General features: G+C 58.9%; 24 protein-coding genes and 1 tRNA gene. 15 read left to right on the forward strand and 10 right to left on the reverse strand.

The features are described from left to right. The first annotated feature begins 69 nt into the window (after positions 1 to 69). The 6 genes from scpA (at position 70) to ACR0M9_RS06815 (ending at position 5531) form a co-directional block, all read left to right on the forward strand. The gene (gene scpA / locus ACR0M9_RS06790) at positions 70 to 2196 is read left to right on the forward strand and encodes a methylmalonyl-CoA mutase (protein WP_209504581.1); all 2127 of its coding nucleotides are present in this window, start codon (positions 70 to 72) and stop codon (positions 2194 to 2196) included. A 103-nt stretch (positions 2197 to 2299) separates the two neighbouring features. Further along, positions 2300 to 2902: a VOC family protein gene (locus ACR0M9_RS06795; protein WP_480481949.1), complete on the forward strand. Its 603-nt coding sequence runs from the start codon at positions 2300 to 2302 to the stop codon at positions 2900 to 2902. Further along, positions 2899 to 3387 (forward strand): N-acetyltransferase family protein, encoded by a 489-nt coding sequence (locus ACR0M9_RS06800; RefSeq protein ID WP_480773168.1) that lies wholly within the window; start codon positions 2899 to 2901, stop codon positions 3385 to 3387. The genes ACR0M9_RS06795 and ACR0M9_RS06800 overlap by 4 nt, the downstream gene beginning before the upstream one ends. A 45-nt stretch (positions 3388 to 3432) precedes the next feature. After that, positions 3433 to 4113 (forward strand): molecular chaperone DjiA, encoded by a 681-nt coding sequence (locus ACR0M9_RS06805; RefSeq protein ID WP_267365678.1) that lies wholly within the window; start codon positions 3433 to 3435, stop codon positions 4111 to 4113. A 4-nt stretch (positions 4114 to 4117) separates the two neighbouring features. Beyond that, on the forward strand, positions 4118 to 5119 hold the full coding sequence (locus ACR0M9_RS06810) for an endonuclease/exonuclease/phosphatase family protein (RefSeq protein WP_480545819.1): 1002 nt from the start codon (positions 4118 to 4120) through the stop codon (positions 5117 to 5119). Between the two features lie 37 nt (positions 5120 to 5156). After that, on the forward strand, positions 5157 to 5531 hold the full coding sequence (locus ACR0M9_RS06815; RefSeq protein ID WP_480481945.1) for a hypothetical protein: 375 nt from the start codon (positions 5157 to 5159) through the stop codon (positions 5529 to 5531). Positions 5532 to 5543: 12 nt separating this feature from the next. Here the strand turns inward: ACR0M9_RS06815 and ACR0M9_RS06820 are convergent, their stop codons facing one another. The 5 genes from ACR0M9_RS06820 to ACR0M9_RS06840 all read right to left on the reverse strand — a co-directional run bounded on the left by ACR0M9_RS06820 (position 5544) and on the right by ACR0M9_RS06840 (position 11329). Next, positions 5544 to 7088, reverse strand: a complete 1545-nt coding sequence (locus ACR0M9_RS06820) for a Ppx/GppA family phosphatase (RefSeq protein ID WP_480537395.1) — start codon at positions 7086 to 7088, stop codon at positions 5544 to 5546. A 49-nt stretch (positions 7089 to 7137) separates the two neighbouring features. After that, complete coding sequence (locus tag ACR0M9_RS06825) at positions 7138 to 7827, reverse strand: HdaA/DnaA family protein (protein ID WP_480557607.1); 690 nt, start codon at positions 7825 to 7827, stop codon at positions 7138 to 7140. Further along, complete coding sequence (locus tag ACR0M9_RS06830) at positions 7828 to 8901, reverse strand: AI-2E family transporter (protein WP_267365997.1); 1074 nt, start codon at positions 8899 to 8901, stop codon at positions 7828 to 7830. It abuts the gene before it with no gap. Positions 8902 to 8990: 89 nt separating this feature from the next. Further along, on the reverse strand, positions 8991 to 9965 hold the full coding sequence (locus ACR0M9_RS06835) for an isopenicillin N synthase family dioxygenase (protein ID WP_480773169.1): 975 nt from the start codon (positions 9963 to 9965) through the stop codon (positions 8991 to 8993). Further along, entirely contained in the window at positions 9965 to 11329 is a 1365-nt protein-coding gene (locus ACR0M9_RS06840; protein WP_480773170.1) for an FAD-dependent oxidoreductase, read from the reverse strand. Before ACR0M9_RS06840 ends, ACR0M9_RS06835 begins: the two co-directional genes overlap by 1 nt. 169 nt (positions 11330 to 11498) lie before the next feature. Here ACR0M9_RS06840 and proS point away from each other — a divergent pair, with 169 nt between their 5' ends. Then, positions 11499 to 12839: a proline--tRNA ligase gene (gene proS, locus ACR0M9_RS06845; protein WP_480481934.1), complete on the forward strand. Its 1341-nt coding sequence runs from the start codon at positions 11499 to 11501 to the stop codon at positions 12837 to 12839. Between the two features lie 126 nt (positions 12840 to 12965). Here proS and ACR0M9_RS06850 read toward each other — a convergent pair whose 3' ends face one another. Beyond that, complete coding sequence (locus ACR0M9_RS06850) at positions 12966 to 13325, reverse strand: hypothetical protein (protein WP_267366022.1); 360 nt, start codon at positions 13323 to 13325, stop codon at positions 12966 to 12968. Between the two features lie 355 nt (positions 13326 to 13680). On the opposite strand from ACR0M9_RS06850, the gene ACR0M9_RS06855 reads away from it, so the two are divergent. Continuing rightward, the gene (locus ACR0M9_RS06855; protein ID WP_480773171.1) at positions 13681 to 14976 is read left to right on the forward strand and encodes a lipoprotein-releasing ABC transporter permease subunit; all 1296 of its coding nucleotides are present in this window, start codon (positions 13681 to 13683) and stop codon (positions 14974 to 14976) included. Continuing rightward, positions 14969 to 15655 (forward strand): ABC transporter ATP-binding protein, encoded by a 687-nt coding sequence (locus ACR0M9_RS06860; protein ID WP_480773172.1) that lies wholly within the window; start codon positions 14969 to 14971, stop codon positions 15653 to 15655. Before ACR0M9_RS06855 ends, ACR0M9_RS06860 begins: the two co-directional genes overlap by 8 nt. On the opposite strand, the gene ACR0M9_RS06865 is transcribed toward ACR0M9_RS06860, so the two are convergent. Further along, positions 15639 to 16076 carry a DMT family transporter gene (locus ACR0M9_RS06865; RefSeq protein WP_480481927.1) on the reverse strand — a complete coding sequence of 146 codons (438 nt, stop codon included), beginning with the start codon at positions 16074 to 16076 and terminating at the stop codon, positions 15639 to 15641. The two genes, ACR0M9_RS06860 and ACR0M9_RS06865, sit on opposite strands and share 17 nt — an antisense overlap. Positions 16077 to 16173: 97 nt before the next feature. Here ACR0M9_RS06865 and ACR0M9_RS06870 point away from each other — a divergent pair, with 97 nt between their 5' ends. Then, complete coding sequence (locus ACR0M9_RS06870) at positions 16174 to 16587, forward strand: c-type cytochrome (protein WP_480582952.1); 414 nt, start codon at positions 16174 to 16176, stop codon at positions 16585 to 16587. Here the strand turns inward: ACR0M9_RS06870 and ACR0M9_RS06875 are convergent. Beyond that, positions 16584 to 17270, reverse strand: a complete 687-nt coding sequence (locus ACR0M9_RS06875) for a hypothetical protein (RefSeq protein ID WP_480773173.1) — start codon at positions 17268 to 17270, stop codon at positions 16584 to 16586. The genes ACR0M9_RS06870 and ACR0M9_RS06875 overlap by 4 nt on opposite strands. Positions 17271 to 17312: 42 nt before the next feature. Then, a complete protein-coding gene (locus ACR0M9_RS06880) occupies positions 17313 to 17975 on the reverse strand; it encodes a DNA-3-methyladenine glycosylase I (protein ID WP_480773174.1) in 663 nt (220 codons plus the stop codon). 417 nt (positions 17976 to 18392) lie between these two features. On the opposite strand from ACR0M9_RS06880, the gene ACR0M9_RS06885 reads away from it, so the two are divergent. From ACR0M9_RS06885 to ACR0M9_RS06905, 5 genes are all read left to right on the forward strand, one after another. After that, positions 18393 to 19343 carry an ABC transporter substrate-binding protein gene (locus ACR0M9_RS06885; protein ID WP_209504562.1) on the forward strand — a complete coding sequence of 317 codons (951 nt, stop codon included), beginning with the start codon at positions 18393 to 18395 and terminating at the stop codon, positions 19341 to 19343. A gap of 10 nt (positions 19344 to 19353) precedes the next feature. After that, positions 19354 to 20403: a quaternary amine ABC transporter ATP-binding protein gene (locus ACR0M9_RS06890; protein ID WP_480481922.1), complete on the forward strand. Its 1050-nt coding sequence runs from the start codon at positions 19354 to 19356 to the stop codon at positions 20401 to 20403. Beyond that, complete coding sequence (locus ACR0M9_RS06895; RefSeq protein WP_480773175.1) at positions 20400 to 22466, forward strand: ABC transporter permease; 2067 nt, start codon at positions 20400 to 20402, stop codon at positions 22464 to 22466. The genes ACR0M9_RS06890 and ACR0M9_RS06895 overlap by 4 nt, the downstream gene beginning before the upstream one ends. A 105-nt stretch (positions 22467 to 22571) precedes the next feature. Beyond that, a complete protein-coding gene (locus tag ACR0M9_RS06900) occupies positions 22572 to 23237 on the forward strand; it encodes an NnrU family protein (RefSeq protein WP_480537402.1) in 666 nt (221 codons plus the stop codon). Between the two features lie 70 nt (positions 23238 to 23307). Continuing rightward, a complete protein-coding gene (locus ACR0M9_RS06905) occupies positions 23308 to 23829 on the forward strand; it encodes a DUF2478 domain-containing protein (protein ID WP_480582967.1) in 522 nt (173 codons plus the stop codon). Positions 23830 to 24060: 231 nt separating this feature from the next. Here ACR0M9_RS06905 and ACR0M9_RS06910 read toward each other — a convergent pair. Next, positions 24061 to 24144: transfer RNA gene (locus ACR0M9_RS06910), tRNA-Tyr, on the reverse strand. Between the last annotated feature and the right edge of the window lie 41 nt (positions 24145 to 24185).

Consider the following 24185-nt stretch of genomic DNA (forward strand, 5'->3'; position numbering starts at 1 on the left):
GGCCAAGTGCAGGACCTTGGCGCGGGCGCTTTCAGCGGCCGCCATCCGTATTGACGAGAGGAAATCGAAATGACCGACACAAAGGACTGGACAGCGCTTGCCGAGAAAGAGCTGCGCGGACGTCCGTTGGACGACCTGACCAAGGAAACGCTGGAAGGCATCGCGGTCAAACCGCTTTATACCCAGGAAGACACCGCCGATCTGCCGCATATGGGGTCGTTGCCGGGCTTTGGCCCGTTTACTCGCGGTGTTAAGGCCACGATGTATGCGGGCCGTCCATGGACGATCCGCCAATATGCGGGTTTCTCAACCGCCGAAGAATCCAACGCCTTCTATCGCCGCAACTTGGCAGCAGGCCAGCAGGGCGTTTCGGTTGCCTTCGATCTGGCGACACATCGCGGCTACGACAGCGACCATCCACGCGTTGTGGGCGATGTCGGTAAGGCAGGCGTTGCCATCGACAGCGTCGAAGATATGAAGATCTTGTTCGACGGCATCCCACTGGACAAGGTCTCGGTCTCGATGACCATGAATGGCGCGGTTGTTCCGATCCTGGCCAGTTTCATTGTTGCGGGTGAAGAACAGGGTCACGACAAATCTGTCCTGTCCGGCACCATTCAGAACGACATTCTGAAAGAATTCATGGTGCGCAACACCTATATCTACCCGCCTGAACCGTCGATGAAGATCATCTCGGACATCATCGAATACACGTCGAACGAGATGCCCAAGTTCAACTCGATCTCGATCTCGGGCTATCACATGCAAGAGGCCGGGGCGAACCTTGTACAGGAACTGGCCTATACGCTGGCTGATGGGCGTGAATACGTCCGTGCCGCGACTGAGGCCGGGATGGACGTGGACAAGTTCGCTGGTCGTTTGTCCTTCTTCTTTGCCATCGGCATGAATTTCTTCATGGAGATCGCCAAATTGCGCGCCGCGCGCACGCTGTGGCATCGCGTCATGACCGAGTTTGGAGCAAAGTCCGAACGTTCAAAGATGCTGCGCACCCATTGCCAGACTTCCGGTGTATCGCTTCAGGAGCAAGACCCTTACAACAATGTCATCCGCACCGCCTATGAAGCGATGAGTGCAGTTCTTGGGGGCACCCAGTCCCTGCATACAAATGCTCTGGACGAGGCAATTGCGCTGCCCACCGATTTCTCGGCCCGCATCGCGCGGAACACGCAGCTCGTGCTTCAGGAAGAAACCGGTGTAACTGATGTGGTCGATCCGCTGGCCGGTTCCTACTATGTCGAAAGCCTGACCAATGAACTGGTCGAAAAAGCCTGGGCCCTGATGGAAGAGGTCGAGGAGATGGGTGGCATGACCAAGGCGGTTGCCTCGGGCATGCCCAAGCTGCGGATCGAGGAAAGCGCGGCCCGTCGTCAGGCCATGATTGACCGGGGCGACGAAGTGATTGTTGGCGTCAACAAGTACCGCAAGGAACAGGAAGACCCGATCGACATTCTGGATGTCGACAACGTCGCCGTACGCGAGGCGCAGGTGGCGCGGCTGGAACGCATTCGCGCAACCCGTGATGAAGCCGCGTGCCAAGCCGCGCTGGACGCCCTGACCAAGACCGCCCAGGAGGGCGGAAACCTGCTGGCCGCTGCGGTCGAAGCCGCCCGCGCCCGTGCATCCGTAGGAGAGATCAGCATGGCAATGGAGAAAGAATTCGGCCGCCACCGCGCCGAGGTGAAAACCCTGGCCGGTGTCTATGGCGCTGCTTATGAGGGCGACGAAGGCTTTGCCGCGATCCAGAAATCCATCGAGGACTTTGCCGAGGCCGAGGGCCGCCGCCCCCGTCTTCTGGTGGTCAAAATGGGGCAGGACGGGCATGATCGCGGTGCCAAGGTTATCGCCACGGCCTTTGCAGATATCGGGTTCGACGTGGACGTTGGCCCGCTGTTCCAGACACCTGCCGAGGCCGCGCAGGACGCGGTGGACAATGACGTACATGTGGTCGGCATTTCCTCACAGGCGGCGGGGCATAAAACACTGGCACCGCAGCTGGTGGAAGAGCTGAAGAAAGCAGGGGCCGACGATATCATCGTGATCTGTGGTGGGGTGATCCCGCAACAGGATTACCAGTTCCTGTATGACCATGGGGTCAAGGCTATCTTTGGTCCGGGCACCAACATTCCCGAGGCCGCTCAGGACATTCTGCGCCTGATCCGCGAAGCGCGGCCCTGACACAAGGCAAGTCTTTCAACGAAAGCTCTTGTGATCCTGCGCCAATGGCGAAAACATGCGGCCGGATCCCTTTGGGTCCGGTCGTTTTCGCAGGAGGGTGCACATGTTACTCGATCATCTGGCCGTCGCGGGCGAAACGCTTGAAGAAGCGTCTGCGCATATCGAACAGGCGCTTGGTGTTGCACTGCAACCCGGTGGGAAACACGAAAAATTCGGGACACATAACAGGCTGCTGGGGCTCAGAGACGGGCTCTATCTGGAAGCGATTGCCATCGATCCGCAGGCGCAGCCTCCGGGCAGGCCGCGATGGTTCGATCTGGACAATTTTCAGGGCGGCCCGCGTTTGACGAACTGGATATGCCGGGTCGAGGATATCGAGGCCACACTGTCGATCTTTCCCGATGGCACCGGAGAGCCCATCGACCTGACCCGCGGCGCGTTGCAATGGCGCATGGCGGTTCCGCCAACGGGGCGTTTGCCGTTCGACAATCTGTTTCCCGCCCTTATCGAATGGCAGGGCGACCTGCACCCGGCAAACATGTTGCAGGACAGCGCGTGCCGGTTGCGGCGTCTGGTTGTCTATCACCCCGATGCCCTGACACTGGCCCGTCGACTGGGTGAGCTGGATCTTGTTGTGTTCGATACCGGCCCCGCGGCTTTGCAGGCAGAAATTGAGACACCTCATGGGCTGCGGGTGCTGGAATGAACATTCGCCCGGCCACAGCGTCAGATGCTCCAGCCATTGCCCGGATCACCAATGCGATCATCCGGGACACTTTGGTCACTTTCACGACGGACGAACGCAGCGCCGCCCAGATTGCCGAAGATATCAAGGCACGCGCGCCCGGTTATCTGGTTGCCGAGCACGACAGCCACGTTATCGGCTTTGCCACATATGGCCCTTTCCGCACCGGGCCCGGTTATGCGCAAACCTGCGAACATACGATCCAGCTGTCACCGGATGCGTGGGGCAAAGGGCTGGGACGTGCGTTGATGTCAGAACTGGAGGAAATCGCGCAAGCCCAAGGCGTTCATGTTCTGGTCGCGGGCATATCCTCGGCCAATCCGGGGGCTGAGGCGTTTCATGCCGCACTTGGCTATTCGAAAGTCGGGGTGATGCCCGAAGTCGGCTTTAAGTTCGGCCAGCGGCTGGACCTTGTGCTGATGCAGAAAATTCTTGGTGCTGAATGACCTGTTGCACCTGACAGTCCCGAATTGTGACGCTAGGGTGCGGTCATGTCGATCTGGACTCGCATATCCGATGCGCTCAGCGCGCTTGCCCAGGGCGAAAGCCTGACCGCAGTTTTTGAAAAACTACGCTCGCCACCGGAACGGTCCGTGGCCTTTACGATTGCGGTCATCGCACTGGGTGCCAAAATGGCCAAGGCAGACGGTCAGGTGACCCGTGATGAGGTCACCGCCTTTCGCGACGTGTTTCAGATCGCGCGCGAAGATGAGGAAGGTGCAGCCCGCGTCTTCAACATGGCCCGTACGGACGTGGCGGGATATCAGGACTACGCCCGCAAAATTGCCCGCATGTTTTCCGAAGACAGCACAACCCTGTGTGACCTGATGGAAGGTCTTTTTCACATCGCGATGGCGGATGGTTTCTATCATCCGAACGAAAACGCGTTTCTCGAAGATGTCAGCCAGATTTTCGGGCAAACCGACGCGCAGTTCAAAGCACTGCGGGCGCGCTTTGTTCCGGATGCGCCAAACGATCCTTACACGGTTCTGGGCGTTCCACATGACATGCCGCTGCCCGACATTCGCAATGTCTGGCGGCAGCTGGTTCGGGAAACGCACCCCGACGCCATGATGGCCCGGGGTGTCCCCGAAGAGGCGATCCGGCTGGCCGAGAAAAAGATGATCGACATCAATCGCGCCTGGGATGAAATCAACGGCGCGCGGGCCTGATCAGATGCGGCTGGCGACCTATAATATCGAATGGTTCGCCAATCTGTTTGACCAGAAAGACAGGCTGATCGTCGATGACAGCTGGTCCGGCAGGCACGACGTCACCAAAGCGCAGCAGATCGAAGCGATTGCCAAGGTTCTGACTGCCATTGACGCTGATGCGATTGTAATCGTCGAGGCGCCCAACACGGGCAGACGCCAGAACACGGTTCGGGCCCTGCAAGCCTTTGCCGAAGCGTTCGACTTGCGCACGTCTGATGCGGTGATGGGCTATGCAAACGACACGCATCAGGAACTGGCATTGCTCTATGACAGAACGGTGCTGAGTGTTCGCCACGATCCCAAGGGAGATATTGCAGATACCACAGCCCCCCGGTTCGATGGTGTATTCAAAATCGACCTCGACATTGATGCGACCGAGGATGTCGTGCGGTTCTCCAAACCGCCGATGGAACTGGCGGTGACGACGCAAGCGGGGCACAACATCCGCCTGATCGGGGCACATCTGAAATCCAAGGCACCGCACGGTGCCGAATCGCGGGACGAGGCGATCCGGATTTCGATTGCCAATCGCCGCAAACAGCTGGCGCAAGCGATCTGGCTTGCACGGCGCGTCGAATGGCATGTTGCGCAAAAACAGCCCGTCATTTTGCTGGGCGATCTGAACGATGGCCCCGGGCTGGATGAGTTTGAGCACCTCTTTGGCCGCTCGTCGGTCGAGGTGTTGCTGCAAGCCGGATTGTTCGACCCGAACGCCGTCACAGCCTACAGGTTTCGGCCCGGGCCGGTGCCTGCTACTGCGCGCTTTGCCCGCCCGGAAGAAGGTAAATTTCTGGACGCATTACTGGATTACATAATGATTACAACGGACCTGCAAGCATATCGCCCGTCCTGGCGTATCTGGCACCCGTTTCAGGATGCCGCCTGTTGGGCTGAACCGGAATTGCGGCAGGCGCTTTTGACGGCCTCCGATCATTTTCCGGTCACGCTTGATATTGAACTGTGACCTTTCCAGCCTGCCACACGGGCCTTATATGTCAGGTATGAAACGCATCTTGCTGATCAGTACGATCTCAGTGTTCCTTGCCGCGCCTGCAATGGCACAGGAAGACAATGAAAAATCCCTGATGGAACAGGGGGCCGAACTGTTTTTCGAAGGTCTGCGCAAGGAAATGGAACCGGCATTGGAAAACTTGCTGGGTCTGGCAGAAGAGTTTGGCCCGGCGATGCAGTCATTCTTGCAGCAGATGGGCCCGGCGCTTGCTGAACTGGCGGCTGAGGTCAAGGACTGGAGCGTTTATGAACCACCCGAGATCCTGCCCAATGGCGATATCATTATCCGCAGAAAACCGACCCAAGAGCCATCTGAGCCTGAAAAGCGGGATATCGAGGTGCCCGAAGGACCTACAGATATCTGACCCGCTCAAGAGTCAGCCTTTGACAATCACGCGAGTCTGAGATTTCAGCGCTGCTGCCAAGGCGCTTAACCGGGCTTCTGCCACTTCGCTGAACAGGGGGGCTGCGGCCTCGGGCAGATACAGTTCCAGCTCTCGCTTTTTGGGGAAAAACTTGAGCTGCCCCATATTGGCATCGTTGTGCATCCACAGCATCGCGCCAAACCGCATGGCCTTGCCCAAAATCTCGGCCTGTTTCTGGCTTTTTTCATCCAGCAATTCGTAAAGCCGAGAGAACCGATTGCCTTCCCGTTTGTTGCGATAGCGGTGTTGCAGTGCCAATCCGATGAAGACACGCTCGGAATGCTTCAAACCACCCAGATTGGCGCGCGTGACGTTGTCGAAACACACCTCGGCCCGATAGTCGGGATGCGCGCGCCAGCTTACATCGTGCAGCAGGCAGGCCGCCTTGATCAGGCGCACTCTGCTGGGCGGTGCCGATCTGAACAGCGGGATGACAAAATCATAGAGATTGCTGCCAAATCCGGGCAGGCGCGCGTCCTTGGCTTCCGAGAACCGGCTGGCTTCGATCAGCGGGTCGCGATCGCGCACTTCCTGCGGCATCTGCTCATATAGCAACCCCTCGCGAATCCCATAGCTTGAGATGGCGATATCTTTGGGTTTGAACGTGCGGATCAGCCGCGCCAGAACGTCCATCGCATACGGGATAAGCGCCATGCGCGAGCTCGACACGCCCGCCTGAGCACGCAGCTTTTCACCATCGTGTTTTTCGATGTATTTGATCGTCTCGCGCACCTGTTTGGTGGTCATGCGGTATTCATGCAGAACGTTCAGCGGATAGCCCCGCCGCAGCATGTCCAGCCGCGCAAAGGCGCGCCAGCTGCCGCCGACCAGAAACAAACGGTCTCGCTGCTGGCCCATCTGATTGCGCAGATCCTCCATCGTTTCCTTGATATGCGCTTTTCGCGCGCGCCGCCCGCCTTTGATGTCGCGCAGTTTCAGCGGCCCAAGCGGCGAGGTTACGCGACGGCCGACCTGACCACCGCCGATTTCGGCCAATTCCATCGACGATCCGCCAATATCGCAGATCAGCCCATAAGCTCCGGGCCATCCCAACAGGACACCCTGCGCCGACAGGCGGGCTTCTTCGTCACCGTCAATGATAGACACCTGCAAACCGGTTTCAGCCTGCACCTGATCGCAAAACTCGGGCCCATCCGAGGCTTCGCGCACAGCAGCGGTGGCGACAACATGCAAACCGGGCAAATCCAGATCCATTGCCAGGTGCTGGAACCGTCGTAGTGCCGACAAGGCGCGTTCGCGGCCACGCGGGTTCAGTCGCCCGGTTTCGGACAGGCCCGCCCCCAGTTCGCACATGACCTTTTCATTGTAGAAATAGGCCGGTGATCGGGCCGCCCCGTCGAAAATGACCATCCGGACCGAGTTCGACCCGACATCGACAACCCCGACGCGCGACAGCGCCCGTGCGTCCGGTTTGTCAAACAGGGGCTTTCCGAACGTTCCCCAGTCCGGGATATCGGTTTTGACGGTCTGATCCATGTGTGTTCCAGATAGTTCTGCCTGAGGATGCGAAATTGACGTCAGCGGGTCAATCATTGGTCTCGACCTCATCCGGGGCCGTGTTCAGTACGCGAATGGCAAGCGCGCGTGTAATGTCGCGTTTTTCAGCCAGGGCCAGTTGGTCCAGTTGGGATACAACGTCGGCTGCGCTTTCAAACCGCCGGTCCATATGCTTGACAAGATAGGCGATGACATCGGGGCCGGGGTTGAGCTGCCTGTCGACAAACAGCTTGGCAAGTACTGCGCCCAGCAATGCGTCATCGGGCGGATCCAGTGCGACGTGATGGGCGCCTTCGACCCGGCTTTGCAGGTCGGCCAGCGGCAACTCCCAGAATTTCGGTGCAAGACGGCCTGTCATCAGCAGGGGGTGCCCCTCGGCCAGAACAAGATTGTGCAGGTGGAACAGCGTTTTTTGCAGCTCGAGATCACCGGCGATCAAAGGCACGTCTTCGATCGCGATCGGCATGCGCGCCAGGTCTGGCACATCGTCATAACTCAGGTCTCTGGCCTGAAGGATTCGACCGCCGGTTTCAGCGGCCCAGACATGGGCCAGATGGGTTTTGCCCGCGCCAGCGGGCCCACTCAGTACCAGTTTGTTGCCGGGCCAGGACGTGGCCGAGATCATTGCCACCGCCAGCGCATTGGCCGGTGACACAAAGAAATCCTCTCGCCCGAGCGCAGTTTTGGCGGGCAGATCAAAGCTGAGTTGTCGGGCCATTTATTCGGTTTCCTGATCCAGACCTTCAAGACCAGTGTACAATCTGCTGTCGAGGTATAGCGATGTGGCAAAGCGGGCCAGAACGCCCAATGCTGCGGCGACCGGGACTGCCACCAACATGCCCACAAAGCCAAACAGCGCGCCAAAGACCGACAGGGCCAGCAGCAACCAAACCGGATGCAGCCCGACAGAGCTGCCGACCAGCTTGGGTGTCAGGAAATTGCCCTCGGTGACCTGCCCGATGGCAAAGATACCCGCGATCAGCCCGATATGAGCCCAGTCGCCCCAGAACTGAAACAGCGCAAGCCCGATGGCCAGCGAGCCTCCGATAAGGGCGCCCAGATAGGGTATGAACGTGACCAGGCCCGCGATAAAACCCACAATCAGGCCGAATTGCAGACCAGCAAGCATTAGTGCGACCGCGTAATAGGTGCCAAGGATCAAACAAACTGTTCCCATGCCGCGCACGAACGAGGCCAGAACCGCATCGATCTCACCCGCCAACCGCCTGATGATGGGGGCGTGGTCACGTGGCAGCAGCTCTCCGATGCGGGCGGTCATGCGGTCCCAGTCCAACAGCAAGTAGACGGCCACGACCGGCACAATGACCAACAGAACAACGATGTTGATCGCGGAACCCAGCGAGGTCAGCAGCGTTTGCATAACGTCCCCGGTCTTGGATTTCAGCGTTTCGCCAAAGGACACCAGCATCGCGTGCGTGCTTGATTCCCGGTCAAGCAATGACGGGAATTGTTTTTCTATGAAACTGCGCAATTGTTTGAACAGATCAGGCAGTACATCGACAAGATCCAGCAACTGGGTGATCAGCGCAGGGACCACCATCAGAATTGCCAGTACAAATCCCAGAACACCGACGACCGTGATGACCGCCGTGGCGGCCATACGCGACAGGCCCAGCCGCTCCAGCCGGTCAGCGACCGGATCAAGGAAATAGGCAATGGCCCCGCCGATGACAAAAGGCAACAAGACATCGCCAAGGGCCCACAGGATCAACGCGAAAACCGCAGCGGCGATGCTCCAGTATCTCAGCTGATCCTTAACCGGCAAAGCCATGGCGATCCCCTTGTTCAGGCCCTTGCAGGTGTTCTTGGCGCATCAAAGCCCATGATGCAAGCGGTTCATGGCGCTTGGGTTTGCAGGGGTCAGCCGCGCAAGGTTCCCAATTCAGGCGTGTCTTTGGTGGCGGTCTCATCGGGCCAGTTGGTGCGCCAAATCTCGGCCGACCAGTGCCCGCAATGAACCGCCGGACGATCAAAGCCGGGCAGGGGTGGCAGCAAAGGCGCGACGACGACGTCGTGACGGGGCACCGCGAAAAAGGGAAAAGAATACCGTTCCTGACCCGATCGGTTCACAACCCGATGGGGCGTGGATTTCAACCGCCCGCCCGACCACAGTTCAAGCATGTCGCCGATATTCACCACGAAACCACCGGGCGGGCAGTCGGGCGTGATCCAGCCGCCGTTGCGGGTCTGCACCTCAAGCCCGCCCACCGGATCGGGGGCAATGATGGTCAAGGCGTCGGTATCCTTGTGCGGATGGATACCATAGCCTGCCTCATCCTCGGCCTGTGGCGGGTAATGCAGCAGGGTCATGTTGGTCATCGGGACCCGGAATGCACTGCGCAGCGCGTCGGCTTTCAGATCCAGTCCCGCCTCTAACGCGCCCAGCAACAGATCGGTGACGCGATCCAGTTGCCGCCAGTAACCCAGAATGACCTCTTTCGCACCGGGTACACCGTCGGGCCAGAGGTTTGGCCCGTATAACGCGCAATCCTCACGCACCGGGTCGTCTGCTGCGACCTCGTGATGCAGTTTGTACCCCTCGTATTTGTCGGCTTTGCCCGAGCCATCATTGGGTGTGAAAAACCCCATGGGAATATAGCCGCGATAGTTAGCGCGGGTGATGGCCTGATCCCATTTTCCTGCGTCATCGACGGCAAAAATCTCTCGGGTGATCTGACGCACCTGATCCACGGTCTGCCGGGATACGCCTGTTCCGGTGATCGACAAAAAGCCGATCCCCTGACAGGCCGCAAGGATGTGCCGGACCGTCGCGTCATAGGCTTCGGTTCCCGGGGCAGTCAAAGGCGCGATGTCAATCGTTGGGATATTGTCCATCAGTGAATCCTCACCCCCTGACGTTGCAGTTCCGCGTGAACAGGTGCCAGATTCAGCTGGTCCAGCTCCTGATTGCTTTTCAATGATACCGCTGCGGCGATTCCCGCGCCCTGACCCATGACCGCGCAACAGGCCATGTTGCGCGTGGCGGCATGCGCCACCCGGTCCGCGCCATGTGACCGTCCTGCAACCAGCAGGCCTTTGATGCCCTTGGGCAGCATCGACCGATAAGGGATTTGCATATACCGCCCCGTAGTTGGCAGGATCAGAATGCCATAGCCGTCGATGAACTCGGGATAGATACCTATTGTATCTTCGAACCGGCCCTGATGGCGGGCATCGTTTTCGGTCATGTTGTAAACCGCGTCGATCTTGCGGGTGTCGCGGATGCCGATGGTCATCCCAAAATTCCGCAAACGAGCGTTTTCGCAACCGGGCATGAACCGGCGCAGCGCGTCGATGGCCAGCATGGTCTGGCGGCGGCCTTCAATCTCGCCGCGCGTCAGGCTGTCGGGGTCGGTGCCATCGATCTCGGCCAGATGGATGAGGTTCATGTAGGTCAGCTCGCCCGTGTCATGCATCGCGCCCCAGGTTCCGGCGATGGTATTCAGGTGCGGCGGGATCAGCCCCTCATCAATCGCTTGCTGGAACGGTTTCTTGACGAAGGGTGAGAACATGTCGTCCTCTTTCCCCGAGGTTTCGATATTCCACTCTCCGCCGCCGCCCCAGTCCTTGTAGGTCTGCGGGTCAGCTTTCACACCTTCCATGAAGGCGCGTTTATCGACGCCCGCCAGATGGAACATGACCGAAGCGGCCATCATGTCCTCGCGCGGAGTTTTGTGGGTCGGTGCGCTCGCGCGGTGGGCCACATCCGCGTCGCCGGTGGCATCGATGACGACCTTGGCCAAAATCGCTTCGCGCCCGGCTTTGGATTCTGTGATGACGCCGGTGATCCGGTCACCTTCCAGGATCGGGGCCACGAAATGCCGATGCAACATCGGATGCACACCCGCTTCTTTGACCAGCTTGTCGGCGACCAGTTTGAAGCCTTCGCTGTCCAGCTCATAGCTCAGCGACTGGCTTTCCGGAACGGCGGCGCCCATCTCCTTGGCGCGGGTTTCGAATTCCATCCCGATGCCGCCTGCCTCGACGGTTTGCTCGTGCCGGTACCAGGCAAATCCTTCGACGCCGACCGCTGTGATGTTGCCACCCATGCAGCCGAACCGATCAATCAAAGATACCTCGGCCCCCGCACGTGCCGCTGCAAGCGCTGCGGCCAACCCGGCGGGGCCGGAACCGACGACCAGAACATCGGTTTGATGAATGACGGGGATTTGGCGTGCGGGTTCCTGAATGGTCTGCATTGGCGCCTCATGGAATTTGCGTTTCCGCTACCATTGGGATTCCCGATTGGCGGGTCAATCAAAAAACCGACTGCCGCAAGGTCGGAAAAACACCAATGCGCGATTGCCCCCGGCGGGGCTTTGGCATAATCACCTGTCCAGTCGAATTCTTACCTTTGAAGGTCCGTCCATGCGCCTGAGCCGTTACTTTCTGCCCGTTCTCAAGGAAACCCCGTCCGAGGCTCAGATCGTCAGCCACCGGCTGATGCTGCGTGCAGGGATGATCAAGCAGGCCTCTGCCGGGATTTATTCCTGGTTGCCGCTGGGCTTCAAAGTGCTGCGCAAGCTGGAAAACATCGTCCACGAGGAACAGGCGCGGGCCGGTCACATCGCGATCCAGATGCCCATCATCCAGTCGGCGGATCTGTGGCGTGAATCCGGGCGCTATGACGATTACGGTCAGGAGATGCTGCGGATGAAGGACCGGCATGACCGGGACATGCTGTTCACGCCGACGGCCGAAGAACTGGTGACAGATATCTTCCGTGGCCACGTCAGTAGCTACAAGGACCTGCCGCTGACGCTCTACCAGATCCAGTGGAAGTTTCGCGATGAAATCCGCCCGCGTTTCGGCGTGATGCGGGGCCGTGAATTCTACATGAAGGACGGATACAATTTCGACCTGACCAAGGAAGATGCGCTGCACGCCTATAACCGCCATCTGGTCAGCTATCTGCGCACTTATGAACGGATGGGACTTCAGGCGATTCCGATGCGCGCCGATTCAGGCCCCATCGGCGGTGATGACACGCATGAGTTCCTGGTTCTGGCCGATACCGGTGAATCCGAAGTTTTCTATGACAGCGCTGTCACTGATCTGACCTTTGGCGATCGCGACATCGATTATGACAACCGCGAACAGTGTCAGGCCATTTTGGAAGAGTTCACTTCGAAATACGCGCGCACTGACGAAACCCATGATGAAGCGCTGTTCAACCAGATACCCGAAGAACGCCGCCGCGTGGCGCGCGGCATCGAGGTGGGTCAAATCTTCTACTTTGGCACCAAATACTCCGATCCCTTGGGTGCAACTGTCCAAGGCCCGGATGGCAAACCGGTTCCGGTTCACATGGGCAGCCATGGTATCGGTGTCAGCCGCCTTGTCGGTGCGATCATCGAGGCCAGCCATGACGATAAGGGCATCATCTGGCCTGAGGGCGTGACCCCGTTCCATTGCGGTATCGTCAACCTCAAGCAGGGCGATGAAGAAGCCGATGCAGCCTGTGACAAGATCTACACGGCGCTGACGGCTTTGGGTCTGGAGCCGCTCTATGACGACCGCAACGAACGCGCAGGCGGCAAATTCGCCACGATGGACCTGATCGGTCTGCCCTGGCGCATCACGGTTGGCCCGCGTGGTCTGAAGAATGGTGTGGTTGAACTGACCTGCCGCCGTACCGGCGAAAGCGAGGAACTGAGCCCCGAGGCGGCCGTTACCAAAGTTGCTGAGATTTACCAGCAGATCGCCTGAGCCACCATCCGTTGCTGCATTAAGCAGGCGTTGAAACACGCCCCGTGATCTGGAAGGGGTGCCGGAGGCTCAGATCTGGCGGCCCTTCCCAAGCTACCTGAATTGACCGCGTCAGTCGGCAGGTTCTCAGTTTTGATCCGACGTCGGGCGCTCGGCCAGGACGTCTCCGTTGGCTCCGTCACCTGTCGCCACAACAATCGGGCGGCCAAGGCGGCTGATCAGTTCGCGAAACTCGATATCCAGAAAGCGCAATCCGCAAATCCGCGCATCAGTTGCCCGATCCGTGATACACAAACGGCCTTGACGGAAAACCAGACGATATCCTTTGTCTTTCAGGATGTCTGCCAAATTGCCCCAGCTTGCTGCGGTGACAAAGATCGGCCGGATGGCCGCGCGCAGCAAGGCTGCGGTCTCACAATCCAATTCTGTTGAAGCCTGACGGGTCGAAATTGCACCCGCGCCATTGGTTGAAATTCGTAAATTCATTGAGCGACCCCCGCTCTTTAAATGTGTTCCCCCATGGTTAGGGTGGCAAAGTTTCTGAAAATAATCAAAAAGAGTAATAAAATTTCGCACTTATTGTTGCCTTTACGATTCAGTGGCTCACGATGTGCGATGATTAACGTCATACCTGAAACAATCACCTTCTGTCTGTGATGCGCTTCACAACTCATGGTGTAGCGCCCGAATTAGAAGACACCTGTTTTGCACGTGTATTTTGGTCATGTCCTGCAACGATTCGGCTCTTTCAGGCTGAGGAGCCAGTTCAGAGTGACAACCGGCTTGACCATTGGGCGAAATGCCGAAAGGGTCGCCGCAAACAAGAAAACCCGGAGCAGGCATGGCCAAGACACCCCCGCCCTTTGCCCCTTTTGAATGGAAAATCGCCTGGCGATATCTGCGCGCGCGCAGGGCCGAAGGCGGTGTCAGCGTGATGACATGGATCTCTTTGATCGGGATCACGCTTGCTGTGTTTGCACTGATTGCAACGCTGGCTGTCCGTTCAGGTTTTCGCTCTGAATTCGTCGGCACCATTCTGGGCGCCAATGCGCATGTGACGGTCTATTCCTCGGGTGAATTTGACGCGCAGGGCCGGGTGGATCGAACAATTGCCGACTACAAGGAACGCACCGACCGCATAGCGCAGGTGCCCGGAGTTGAGCGTGCCGCACCGCTGGTGAAGGGGCAGGTGCTGATCACCAACCGCGACAGCAGCAGCGGGGTCGAGGTGTTTGGCATCCGACCCGACGATCTGCTCGACCTGCCGGGTATCGCGCAGGCGGAACAGGCGGCGGGGGACCTGTCGGACTTCCAGACGGGTGAGGATGTCATCGCCATTGGATCGGGTGTGGCCCGCAGCATCGGGGCCACTGTCGGGGATGTGGTCAAACTGACCTCGCCCAACGGGGTCAAAACCGCCTTTGGCACGTCGCCGCGCGTGAATGCCTATCGTGTTGTCTATGTGTTTTCGGCCGGTCGCTATGACATCGACCGCACCCGCGTCTACATGCCGTTTTCTCAGGCGCAGGGCTTTTTCAACCGTGAAGGTGTGGCGGATGAGATCGAAGTGATGGTGGACAAGCCCGAAGATCTTGGCCCGATCCTGATTCCCATTCTTGAGGCGTCGGGTGAGCGCAGTCAGATATGGACATGGCAGGACGCATCCGGCGGCTTTCTACGCGCGCTCGAGGTTGAGGATAATGTGATGTTCATCATCCTGTCGATCCTCGTTCTGATTGCTGCGATGAACATCGTTTCGGGCCTGATTATGCTGGTAAAGAACAAGGGGCGCGATATCGGAATCCTGCGCACGATCGGCCTGAGCGAGGGATCGGTTCTGCGCGTCTTTTTCATCTGCGGTGCGTTCACCGGCCTGATTGGCACTGCAATGGGGGTCATCCTGGGATGCCTCTTTGCGATCTACATTGATCCGATTTTCTCATTCGTAAACTACGTGATGGGCGGTGGCGTGTGGGATCCGTCGATCCGTGGCATCTACGCCCTGCCGGCCGAACTGCATCTGAGCGATGTGCTCAAGGCGACGGGCCTGTCGCTTGGCCTGTCTTTCATCGTCACCTATTTCCCCGCCCGCCGCGCGGCGCGGCTGAACCCGGTCGAGGCGCTGCGCCATGAATGATGTCACCTTGCGACTGAACGGTCTGACCAAGACCTACCTCAAAGGCACACCGGGCGAGGTGCAGGTTCTGCGCGGGGTCGATCTGGAGCTGCGCGCGGGTGAGGCCGTGGCCATGGTTGCGCCGTCAGGGGCGGGCAAATCAACGCTTTTGCACATCGCCGGTCTGCTGGATCGGCCTGACGACGGAACCGTGGAAATCGGGGGGCAGAATGTGAACGGCAAGGGCGACCGAACCAGAACGGCGTTGCGTCGGCAGGATATCGGGTTCGTATATCAGTTCCATCACCTGCTGCCCGAGTTTACGGCGCTGGAAAACATCACATTGCCGCAACTGGCCAATGGCGTGTCTGAAAAAGCTGCTCAGGCACGGGCATTGGATCTGCTGGACCGTGTGGGCGTCGCCCCGCGCGCCAGCCACCGTCCTGCGGCGTTGTCAGGCGGTGAACAACAACGCGTGGCTTTTTGTCGGGCGCTTGCCAACGCGCCTCGTGTTTTGTTGGCGGACGAACCGACAGGCAATCTGGACCCTGAAACTTCGGATCAGGTGTTCGATGCGCTGATGAAACTTGTGAGGGACGACGGTTTGTCGGCGTTGATCGCGACCCACAACCTCGAACTGGCGGCGCGCATGGATCGCATGGTCCGGCTTGAGGGTGGCGTGCTCAGGCCAGTTGAGTGATTGCAACACCGATGGCCATGACCGCGATACCTCCTGCCCGCATCAGGGTGAGGGGTGCAACCTGCGCGCCGAACAGGCCGAAGTGATCGATTGCCGCGGCACTGATCAATTGCCCCAACAGGACAAAGAACACGGCGTTTCCCACACCGAAATGCGGGGCGACATGGGTGATCGACAACACATAGAATGCAATCAGGATGCCAGCGAACAACAGGTGTTTCGGGGCCTGCGCAACCTTGGTCAAGGCTGCAAAACCGGGAAACAACAGCATGGTCAGCACCGAGGCGGCCAGGGCAATTGCAAACAGCACCACAGCTGCCGTTGTCGGTGATCCGATGACCTTGCCAAGGGCCGCGTTAAGAGCGGCCAGTATCGGAATTCCAAATCCGGCGGCCAGCATGATGGCTGCGTATTGTGTCATTGCCCGAACCCTCTGCACCTGTTTCGTTGATCTGGATCATTGCGCCCATATGCCTGTCGGGCAACCCTGCAAATGTCAATTGTGACAGGAGGATACGATGTTCAAGGCAACGATCGGTATGCTGGTTCTCGGGGTTTCGGCTGCTGCCGCACAGGCTGCTTGGGCGCAGGATGCCGTGACCGGAGAGGAACTCTATTTGCATTACTGCGCGACCTGTCACGGGATTGACGCAACCGGGCAGGGGCCGATGGCCAGTGTGCTGGTTGTTCAGCCGTCCGATCTGACCGCATTGTCCAGCGAAAGCGGGGTGTTCCCGACCGCCCGCGTTGTCGCCCGCATCGACGGCAGGGATCCGCTGGTCAGCCATGGCAGCCCGATGCCGGTCTATGGCCCTTATTTCGACGGGCAGGACACATCCATGAAAACACCGGAAGGTCAGCCGATCCTGACCAGCCAGCCGATCGTTGATCTGGTGGCATATCTGGAAACCCTGCAGCGCGCCCGGAACTAACTGCAAATCCCCTCGATCCTGGCTTCGCTCCACGGGATCAGGACCGGGCGCTCGCGCCCCTGTTCCGGCAAGGGCGACAGATCAAAATGGGCACCCAGCATGTCATGAAGTCTTTTGGTGCGCTTGGCCTGAGGGGCCAGCGCGCGACAGCACACATATTCTTCGACGATCGCGCCCTGCTGTTCGAACCCGTAGGTCAGAAAATCCGGAGAAGTTTCGAGGTCGAACAGATACGGATCCCTTCGGCCCCCATGTTCCGCCGCAGCGCGCAGGGGATGGTAACCCGTGGTCCGGCGATTCTGCCATTGCCAGACATGCGTCAGCTCATGGGCCAAAAGCATCGCGGCCAGCAGGTTCATCTGATCCGGAAATTCCGACATATAGTCCTCCAGATACCAGTCGCGGGCAAAGTAGACTTTGTTGAACAGGGCCACGGCGGCAGGTTTGCCCGTCACCGGCCCGGGGTCCACCGGGGGCAGAATGCGCTCGCGGCAGGCCAGTCGCGGGCGTTCTTCGCGGAAATACGTCACGTTGGTAACCGGGGCACCTTCGACCAGACGGATGTGATCCAGTTCCAGGGTTTCCCCTTGAATGGTTTCCGCAAAATCGCGCTCCTGCTCAGTCAACTCACGACCGCAGGCGGCCAGCAACAAAAGTGAAGCAATGAATACACGCAGAACCATAAGTTGAATCTTATTCCGCTGCGGGTATTCCGCAAACCGTTTTCACAGACTCATGGCCAGAACCCGGCTGATTTCCGTAAGTGATCGCCCGGACTGACCCATCCATGTATTAAAGGCGTTCTGAACCGCCTCCATCGCTTTCTTCGAGGTGGCAGGCTTGTCGATCACACCTTCAGCAATCAGCCGGGCGGTGACATCCTGAGACAGAATGAAACTGTCCCGCCCGGCAAACCGCATTGCGTACTGCGCCGAAGCGCCGCCCAGTCGGGCCCCGCGTTTTGCCAGCATTGCCAGAAGGTTGACGTAGTCATCAGATGGCCAGCCGCCTAACACTTTACCCGCGCCGCCTTCCTCACGCAGTTCAAGCAAGAATGCAGCGTTATCCCGTACAGCCGCGATCTTGGTTCCATTCCTTACGATGCGCGTATCCTGCAAAAGGGTGTCAAACTTCTCATCATCCATGAACGCGCATCGCCCCACGTCGAACCCGTTAAAGGCTGTTTCGAACCCGTCCCATTTGTTTTCGATGACTTTCCAGTTGAAGCCAGCCTGAAAGATGCATTTCGTGATGACCGACAGCCAGCGATCCTCGGGCATCGCTGCCAGTTCCGCGGGGGTTTTCGGTTTGCTCAGTTTTGCGTCCAGAGCTTCTGGACCGCCGTGGCGCGCGGCTGCGATTTCAAAGATTTCGTCAAACGTTCGCATCTGTCTAACCTTGATGTTGCCCGACTATAAATGTTTATCTTTTGTTCTTGTTTGGCAATGAAAAATCTGACCGTGTCCAGATTTGAGGCAGCCCAACGAATAACTGGATTCGCAGAAAAATGCGGATTTTCGAAAGAAGTTCTCGACAAAAGGTGGCAAAATGTTTTCTGATTGACTCGTCAGTCAACGTCCCGTCTTAGCGAAATGGAACAAGGCAAGCCGGGTTGGATGCGTAAAGGGAGCCGGGAGGGGGGAACAATCTGGCAGAAAGATCTTTTCCACAATTTGGAAACGGATCACTGTTCTTTTCCAGCCAAATTTGTGCATGCTGCGGCATGGCATTGTCATCAGACAGAAAGACCGGCGGGAAAATCCTTGCCGGGATGGGCAAAACAAATATGACAGGGAGTTAAGTCCATGAAAAAACTAAGTGTAAGCCTAATGGCTCTGAGCGTTGCAGGCGCGGCGCAGGCGGCGGATATGGGCGCCGTGGATGAACCGATCAAACTGGCGATCAACGAATGGACCGGCCAGCACGTCACCACGCATGTGGCGGGTGAGATGCTCAAGGCAGCCGGGTACAACGTCGAATATGTGACCGCTGGCATGATGAACCAGTTCCAGGCGCTGGCCGATGGCGACATCGACGCGACACTGGAAATCTGGTCTTCCAACGTTTCCGATGAATACGCCAAGAAAATCGGTGAAGGCACTGTGGTTGAAATCGGTGATCTGGGTCTGGATGCCAAGGAAGGCATCGCGTACCCGGCGCATGTGGCCGATCTGTGCCCGGGCCTGCCCGCATGGGAAGCGCTGAAAGATTGCGCTCAGGTCTTTGCGACGGCGGAAACTCTGCCCGGTGGTCGTCTTGTCGATTACCCGGCCGACTGGGGAACTCCGGGCGCGGATCGCATGACCGGTTTGGAATTGCCGTTCAAAGCCGTACCAGCAGGGTCCGAAGGGGCGCTGATCGCGGAATTGCGCGCTTCGACCGAACGCAAATCGCCGCTGCTGATCACCTTCTGGCAGCCGCATTGGGCGATGTCGGCCTATGACGTTCAGTTCGTCGAACTGCCCGCTGGTGAAGAGGCGTGCTTCAGTGATCCGGCCTGGGGCCCGAACCCGAATGCTGTCAATGACTGCGACTTCTCTCCCTCGCGCATCTTCAAAGCTGGCTGGAGCGGTATGGAAGAGAAATGGCCGGCAGCCTTTGAAATTCTGACCAACTATCAGCTGGCGGTTGAAGACCAGCAGCCGATGATGGGCGCGATCGACGTTGACGGTGGAAAGGTCGAAGAAGTTGTCGCCGCATGGATGGCTGAAAACGAAGGCAAATGGCGTCCGGTTGTAGACGCGGCAACCCAGTGAGCCCGCGTAAGTGACGGACACGACCATGCCAGCCATCGCCTGCCGGAATCTCTGGCAGGTGTTTGGCCCCGGCGCTGACAAAGCCCTGACCGACGCGCTGTCTCGGTCAGGGAATGACGCAGACAAGGCTGCCGCCGCCCTTCGGGAACAGGGGCTGATCCCTGCCGTTCAGGATGCCAATTTCGAAGTTCAGGAGGGCGAGCTTTTCGTCATCATGGGCTTGTCGGGCTCGGGCAAATCCACGCTGATCCGCTGCATTTCGCAGCTACTGCCCGGCACGGGCGGTGAGATTCGGGTGGACGGCGAAAATGTCATCGGAGCCTCGAAGAAGGCCCTGACCGAGTTGCGCCGCAAAAAACTGGGCATGGTGTTCCAGCATTTCGGCCTGTTCCCGCATATGACCGTTTCCGAAAACGTGGCCTATCCGCTGCGCGTGCAGGGTGTGGGCAAGAAGGAACGGCTGGCGCGCGCACAGGAGGTGATCTCACTGGTCGGTCTGGAAGGGCGCGAAGACAGCTTTCCGCGCCAGCTTTCAGGTGGCCAGCGCCAGCGTGTGGGCATTGCCCGCAGCCTCGCCGTAAATCCCGATATCTGGTTTCTGGATGAACCGTTCTCGGCTCTCGACCCATTGATCCGCCGCCAGTTGCAGGATGAATTCCTGCGCATTCAGGCGACGCTGAAGAAATCCATCGTCTTTATCACCCATGACATTCAAGAGGCGCTGAAGCTGGCCGACCGCATAGCAATCATGCGCGACGGCAAGATTGTTCAGATCGGAACGCCCACAGATATCGTGTTGCGCCCGGTGGATGATTACGTGCGCGAATTCTCGAAGGATGTCGCCAAAGGTCAGCACGCCAAGGTCGCCTCGGTCATGCGGAGCAAGGCGGAATGTGGCCCGGATGACCCCGGCCTCACCACCTCGATGACGCTGGACGCAGCCCTTGCGCATTGCATGGAGCTGTATGAACCCGTGCCCGTGCGGGATGAGGCGGGCAATGTCGTCGGCACGGTGCATCCGTCCGATCTGGCCGCAGCTCTCCAGGTGGACGAGACATGACCGCCATAACCGACCTCCCGACACGGCGCAGTGCGCAGTTGACGGCAGGTGCGAAGGCCGCCCTGATAACTGTTATCGTCGGTGCAGTTTGCCTCGCGCTCGAGGGTATCGCCCCGTGGCTGGTCAAGTGGCCCGCCGCGTGGGAACTGCCTGCAACCCAATGGGTTGGCGCGTTTCTGGACTGGTTTCTGAACCTGATCAAACCGGCAATGCGGCTGTTTTCGGACCTGATGACCCACCCAATGAACTGGGCGAATTTCGTGCTAGGCAAAACGCCATGGCCTATCCTGATCGGGATTGTGACCGCGTTGGGCTGGTATCTGGGCGGCTTGTCCATGGCCGCACTTGGCTTTCTGGGCCTCAGCTTTGTTTTGGCCTCGGGCTATTGGGCCGAAAGCATGAATACGCTGGCGCTTGTCGCCGTGTCTGTCCCTGTGGCGCTGGTCATTGGGGGCGGCATCGGCATCCTCGCCAACGAAGTGCCAAAGGTGAAATCCTTTGTGCAGGCCGTGCTGGACATCATGCAGACGGTGCCGACCTTTGCCTATCTGACACCGCTGCTGCTGCTGTTTGGATTTGGTCCTGTTGTTGGTCTGATTGCTTCGGCCATCTATGCCGCACCGCCCATGGCGCGCAATGTGATGCTGGGATTGGAACGGGTGGAGCCCGAGATCAAAGAGGCGGCCATCATGTCCGGCGGCACTCGGTTCCAGCAACTGTTCCAGGTCGAAATCCCTGCCGCCACCACTCAGATCATGGTCGGTGTGAACCAATGCCTGATGGCTGCTCTGTCGATGGTTATCATCGCCGCCGTCATCGGCGGGTTCAACGATATCGGCTGGGAGGTTCTGCTGACCATGCGCAAGGCGCAGTTCGGCGAGTCGCTGATGGCGGGTCTGGTTATCGTGGTCTTTGCCGTGGTGATCGACCGGATGAGCGGCACTTTGGCGACCGAGCGTAAACGCTATGACAGCCGTGTTGTCTGGGCGATGCTGGGTTTTGCTGTTGTCTTTACGGCGGCCTTCTGGGCGTGGTTGCCAAACCCTGCGGAGCTGACCCTGCTGGACCCGATGGCCGAAGCCGTGGACAGCGGCCTGACCGCATTCACGCAGGCCAATGGCCAGTGGCTGGACGCCCTCAAAAACAACTCGCTGTTCTATGTACTGCTGCCGCTGCGGATCGGGCTGGATCAGGCGGTGCTGCCCTTCACATGGGGTTTCCAGTGGACGTCGAGCATGAGCTTTGGCCTGTTTGCGGCCGGTGCCGGGATTGCGCTTTTGATGGCGTGGCGCGGACGGCTGACTGGTGGGCTGGTCGTTCTGATTCTGATTGGAATGCTGGAAACCGGTATCGCGAACCTGCCGTGGCCCTTTGTCCTGACTGGCGCTGCCGCGCTGGGCTGGGTTGCCGGGGGCTGGCGTCTGGCCGCGCTCTGCGTGGGGCTGCTCTGCACCATCCTCGTCTCGGGCCTGTGGGAAAGGGCGCTGCTGTCGCTTTATCTCAGCGGTGCAGCGGTGTTTACCTGCGCTTTGGCGGGTGGGCTGATCGGCCTTGCCAGCGCGGTATGGCAGCCTGTGTGGAACGTGGTTCGCCCGATCTGTGACATGTTGCAGACGATCCCCCTTTTCGTGTTCCTGATCCCGGTGCTGATGGTGTTCCAGATTGGCGAGTTCTCGGCCTTTCTGGCCATCTGTGCCTATGCGATTGTCCCGATGATCCGCTACACGCGGCACGGGCTGGTCAATACACCGGATGAGATGATGGAGGCCGCAATTTCAAGCGGCGCGACCGAGTGGCAGATCATGCGCGATGTGAGGGCGCCTTATGCGGCCCCGACCATCCTGCTGGGGCTGAACCAGACCATCCTTTACGCCTTTGCCATGCTGGTCATCGCGGCACTGATCGGGACCACCGGTCTGGGCCAGTCGATATATCTGGCGCTGGGTCAGGCGGATGTGGGGCTTGGTATTTCGGCCGGGGCCGCGATGGCGATTCTGGCACTGATTGCCGACCGCATCGTGCAGGGCTTTGCCGAAGAACGCCGCGCGGCGCTTGGGCTGTAATACAGGCAGGGGCGGCGTATCCGCCCCTGTGACCCAACTTGATTTCGGGCAAGGAGGTCGCCGTCCCCCCACTATAGACCGACCCCAACACGTTTGGAGAATATCATGACCGGTTGGGGACTATTTCTTGCAGCACTCATCGTTTTCCTGCTCAGCCATGCAATTCCTGTACGGCCCACCGTGCGGGGATGGCTGATCGGCACGCTCGGGCGCCGGGGGTATTTCGCGGCCTATTCACTTCTGTCGCTGGCCGTGCTGGCCTGGCTGATTGTCGCCGCTGCAAACGCCCCCTATGTCGAGGTCATTCCGCCGTTCGCAGTCTTGCGCTGGGTGCCAATACTGATCATGCCTGTGGTGTGCTGGCTGGCTGTGGCCGGGCTTGCGATCCAGAACCCGTTTTCTTTTGGTGGGATGGGCAAAAGGCCTTTTGACCCCGAACACCCCGGTATTCTGCGCACCACTCGCCACCCGATCCTAGCCGCGCTGCTGTTGTGGTCCTTGGCGCATCTTCTGGCCAATGGAAGCCTGTCACATGTGACCCTGTTCGGCCTGTTTGCCGGATTTTCTGTTATGGGCATGGCCCTGATCGACAGGCGTAAATCGCGTGAGATTGGCTTTGAATGGGTCCGGTTGTCGCGAAATACGGCGCGGTTCTCACTGCGCTTTCCGCGTCCATGGCCACGCCCTTGGATCTGGCTAACCGCACTGGCCGCTTATGCGGTTCTTCTTCACCTGCACGCACCTGTGATCGGTCTGTCGCCGCTGCCTTGACTGGGGGAGTGGTCGGGCAGCACCTTGCGTGCTATTTGAAACGTCACAATCGATTTACAAGAGGTCCAAGATGCATCTGGCCTATGTCACCACCACCGACCGCGGCGCGACGGATCGCCTGCTCAGCGCTGTTGCTGAACGTCTGCTGGCGTCTGGCGCGAAACTGGCCGGTGTCGTGCAAACGAACACGGAATGTACCGACAGCAGCAAGTGCGACATGGATGTCCGCGTGTTGCCGGATGGTGAAACCATCCGAATCTCACAATCACTGGGCACCCAGTCGCGCGGCTGCCGTCTGGACCCGGCAGCGCTGGAACAGGCGGTGGGATATGTGACCGCCTCTCTTGCGAACGCACCGGACCTGCTGATTATCAACAAATTCGGCAAACATGAATCCGATGGGCGCGGTTTTCGCCCCGTAATCGGCGAAGCACTGGCGCTGGATATTCCGGTGCTGGTCGGCGTTAACGGGCTGAACGCCGAAAAGTTCAACACCTTCGCCGAAGGTGCGGCCGAAGAGCTGCCTGCGGATTTGGACGACATCGTAGGCTGGTTCAACCGCATAGCGCAGATGCGCCCGGCTGCGGAATAGGTGCGCAATCGACTGGCGCGTTGATCTGAACGTCATGACATGCGGTGGCGAAGGCCACGCGGCACCTTTCGTTCACAATCCGGTCGCGTTAGCGCCGGTTTAAGATGTGTAAAACGGATCAGGTCTGTTGAATCTGAGAATGACGGCAGACCAACAGCAATAACACAGCTGACAGACAATAACACAATGCGGGACACGCGTCCTCACCATCTTCGGAATACGCTGGAAAGATGGTGGGCGACCCTGGAATCGAACCAGGCGTGCGTCTCCGCGAGGGAGTTACAGTCCCCTGCCACACCTTGCGGCCTGTCGCCCACTGTCAGGCGTTGCACCTGACGTGGAGGCGTGATTACTAG

The organism is Ruegeria sp. CH2 (assembly GCF_056537065.1).

Coding starts and splice junctions, on each gene's coding strand:
- ACR0M9_RS06880 (WP_480773174.1), bottom strand. CDS start 17,975: ATGCGAACGTTTGACGAAATCTTTGAAATCGCAGCCGCGCGCCACGGC.
- ACR0M9_RS06820 (WP_480537395.1), bottom strand. CDS start 7,088: ATGGATCAGACCGTCAAAACCGATATCCCGGACTGGGGAACGTTCGGA.
- ACR0M9_RS06840 (WP_480773170.1), bottom strand. CDS start 11,329: ATGCAGACCATTCAGGAACCCGCACGCCAAATCCCCGTCATTCATCAA.
- ACR0M9_RS06815 (WP_480481945.1), top strand. CDS start 5,157: ATGAAACGCATCTTGCTGATCAGTACGATCTCAGTGTTCCTTGCCGCG.
- ACR0M9_RS06830 (WP_267365997.1), bottom strand. CDS start 8,901: ATGGCTTTGCCGGTTAAGGATCAGCTGAGATACTGGAGCATCGCCGCT.
- ACR0M9_RS06850 (WP_267366022.1), bottom strand. CDS start 13,325: ATGAATTTACGAATTTCAACCAATGGCGCGGGTGCAATTTCGACCCGT.
- ACR0M9_RS06905 (WP_480582967.1), top strand. CDS start 23,308: ATGCATCTGGCCTATGTCACCACCACCGACCGCGGCGCGACGGATCGC.
- ACR0M9_RS06860 (WP_480773172.1), top strand. CDS start 14,969: ATGAATGATGTCACCTTGCGACTGAACGGTCTGACCAAGACCTACCTC.
- scpA (WP_209504581.1), top strand. CDS start 70: ATGACCGACACAAAGGACTGGACAGCGCTTGCCGAGAAAGAGCTGCGC.
- ACR0M9_RS06810 (WP_480545819.1), top strand. CDS start 4,118: ATGCGGCTGGCGACCTATAATATCGAATGGTTCGCCAATCTGTTTGAC.
- ACR0M9_RS06800 (WP_480773168.1), top strand. CDS start 2,899: ATGAACATTCGCCCGGCCACAGCGTCAGATGCTCCAGCCATTGCCCGG.
- ACR0M9_RS06895 (WP_480773175.1), top strand. CDS start 20,400: ATGACCGCCATAACCGACCTCCCGACACGGCGCAGTGCGCAGTTGACG.
- ACR0M9_RS06795 (WP_480481949.1), top strand. CDS start 2,300: ATGTTACTCGATCATCTGGCCGTCGCGGGCGAAACGCTTGAAGAAGCG.
- ACR0M9_RS06870 (WP_480582952.1), top strand. CDS start 16,174: ATGTTCAAGGCAACGATCGGTATGCTGGTTCTCGGGGTTTCGGCTGCT.
- ACR0M9_RS06835 (WP_480773169.1), bottom strand. CDS start 9,965: ATGGACAATATCCCAACGATTGACATCGCGCCTTTGACTGCCCCGGGA.
- ACR0M9_RS06900 (WP_480537402.1), top strand. CDS start 22,572: ATGACCGGTTGGGGACTATTTCTTGCAGCACTCATCGTTTTCCTGCTC.
- ACR0M9_RS06855 (WP_480773171.1), top strand. CDS start 13,681: ATGGCCAAGACACCCCCGCCCTTTGCCCCTTTTGAATGGAAAATCGCC.
- ACR0M9_RS06865 (WP_480481927.1), bottom strand. CDS start 16,076: ATGACACAATACGCAGCCATCATGCTGGCCGCCGGATTTGGAATTCCG.
- proS (WP_480481934.1), top strand. CDS start 11,499: ATGCGCCTGAGCCGTTACTTTCTGCCCGTTCTCAAGGAAACCCCGTCC.
- ACR0M9_RS06805 (WP_267365678.1), top strand. CDS start 3,433: ATGTCGATCTGGACTCGCATATCCGATGCGCTCAGCGCGCTTGCCCAG.
- ACR0M9_RS06825 (WP_480557607.1), bottom strand. CDS start 7,827: ATGGCCCGACAACTCAGCTTTGATCTGCCCGCCAAAACTGCGCTCGGG.
- ACR0M9_RS06885 (WP_209504562.1), top strand. CDS start 18,393: ATGAAAAAACTAAGTGTAAGCCTAATGGCTCTGAGCGTTGCAGGCGCG.
- ACR0M9_RS06875 (WP_480773173.1), bottom strand. CDS start 17,270: ATGGTTCTGCGTGTATTCATTGCTTCACTTTTGTTGCTGGCCGCCTGC.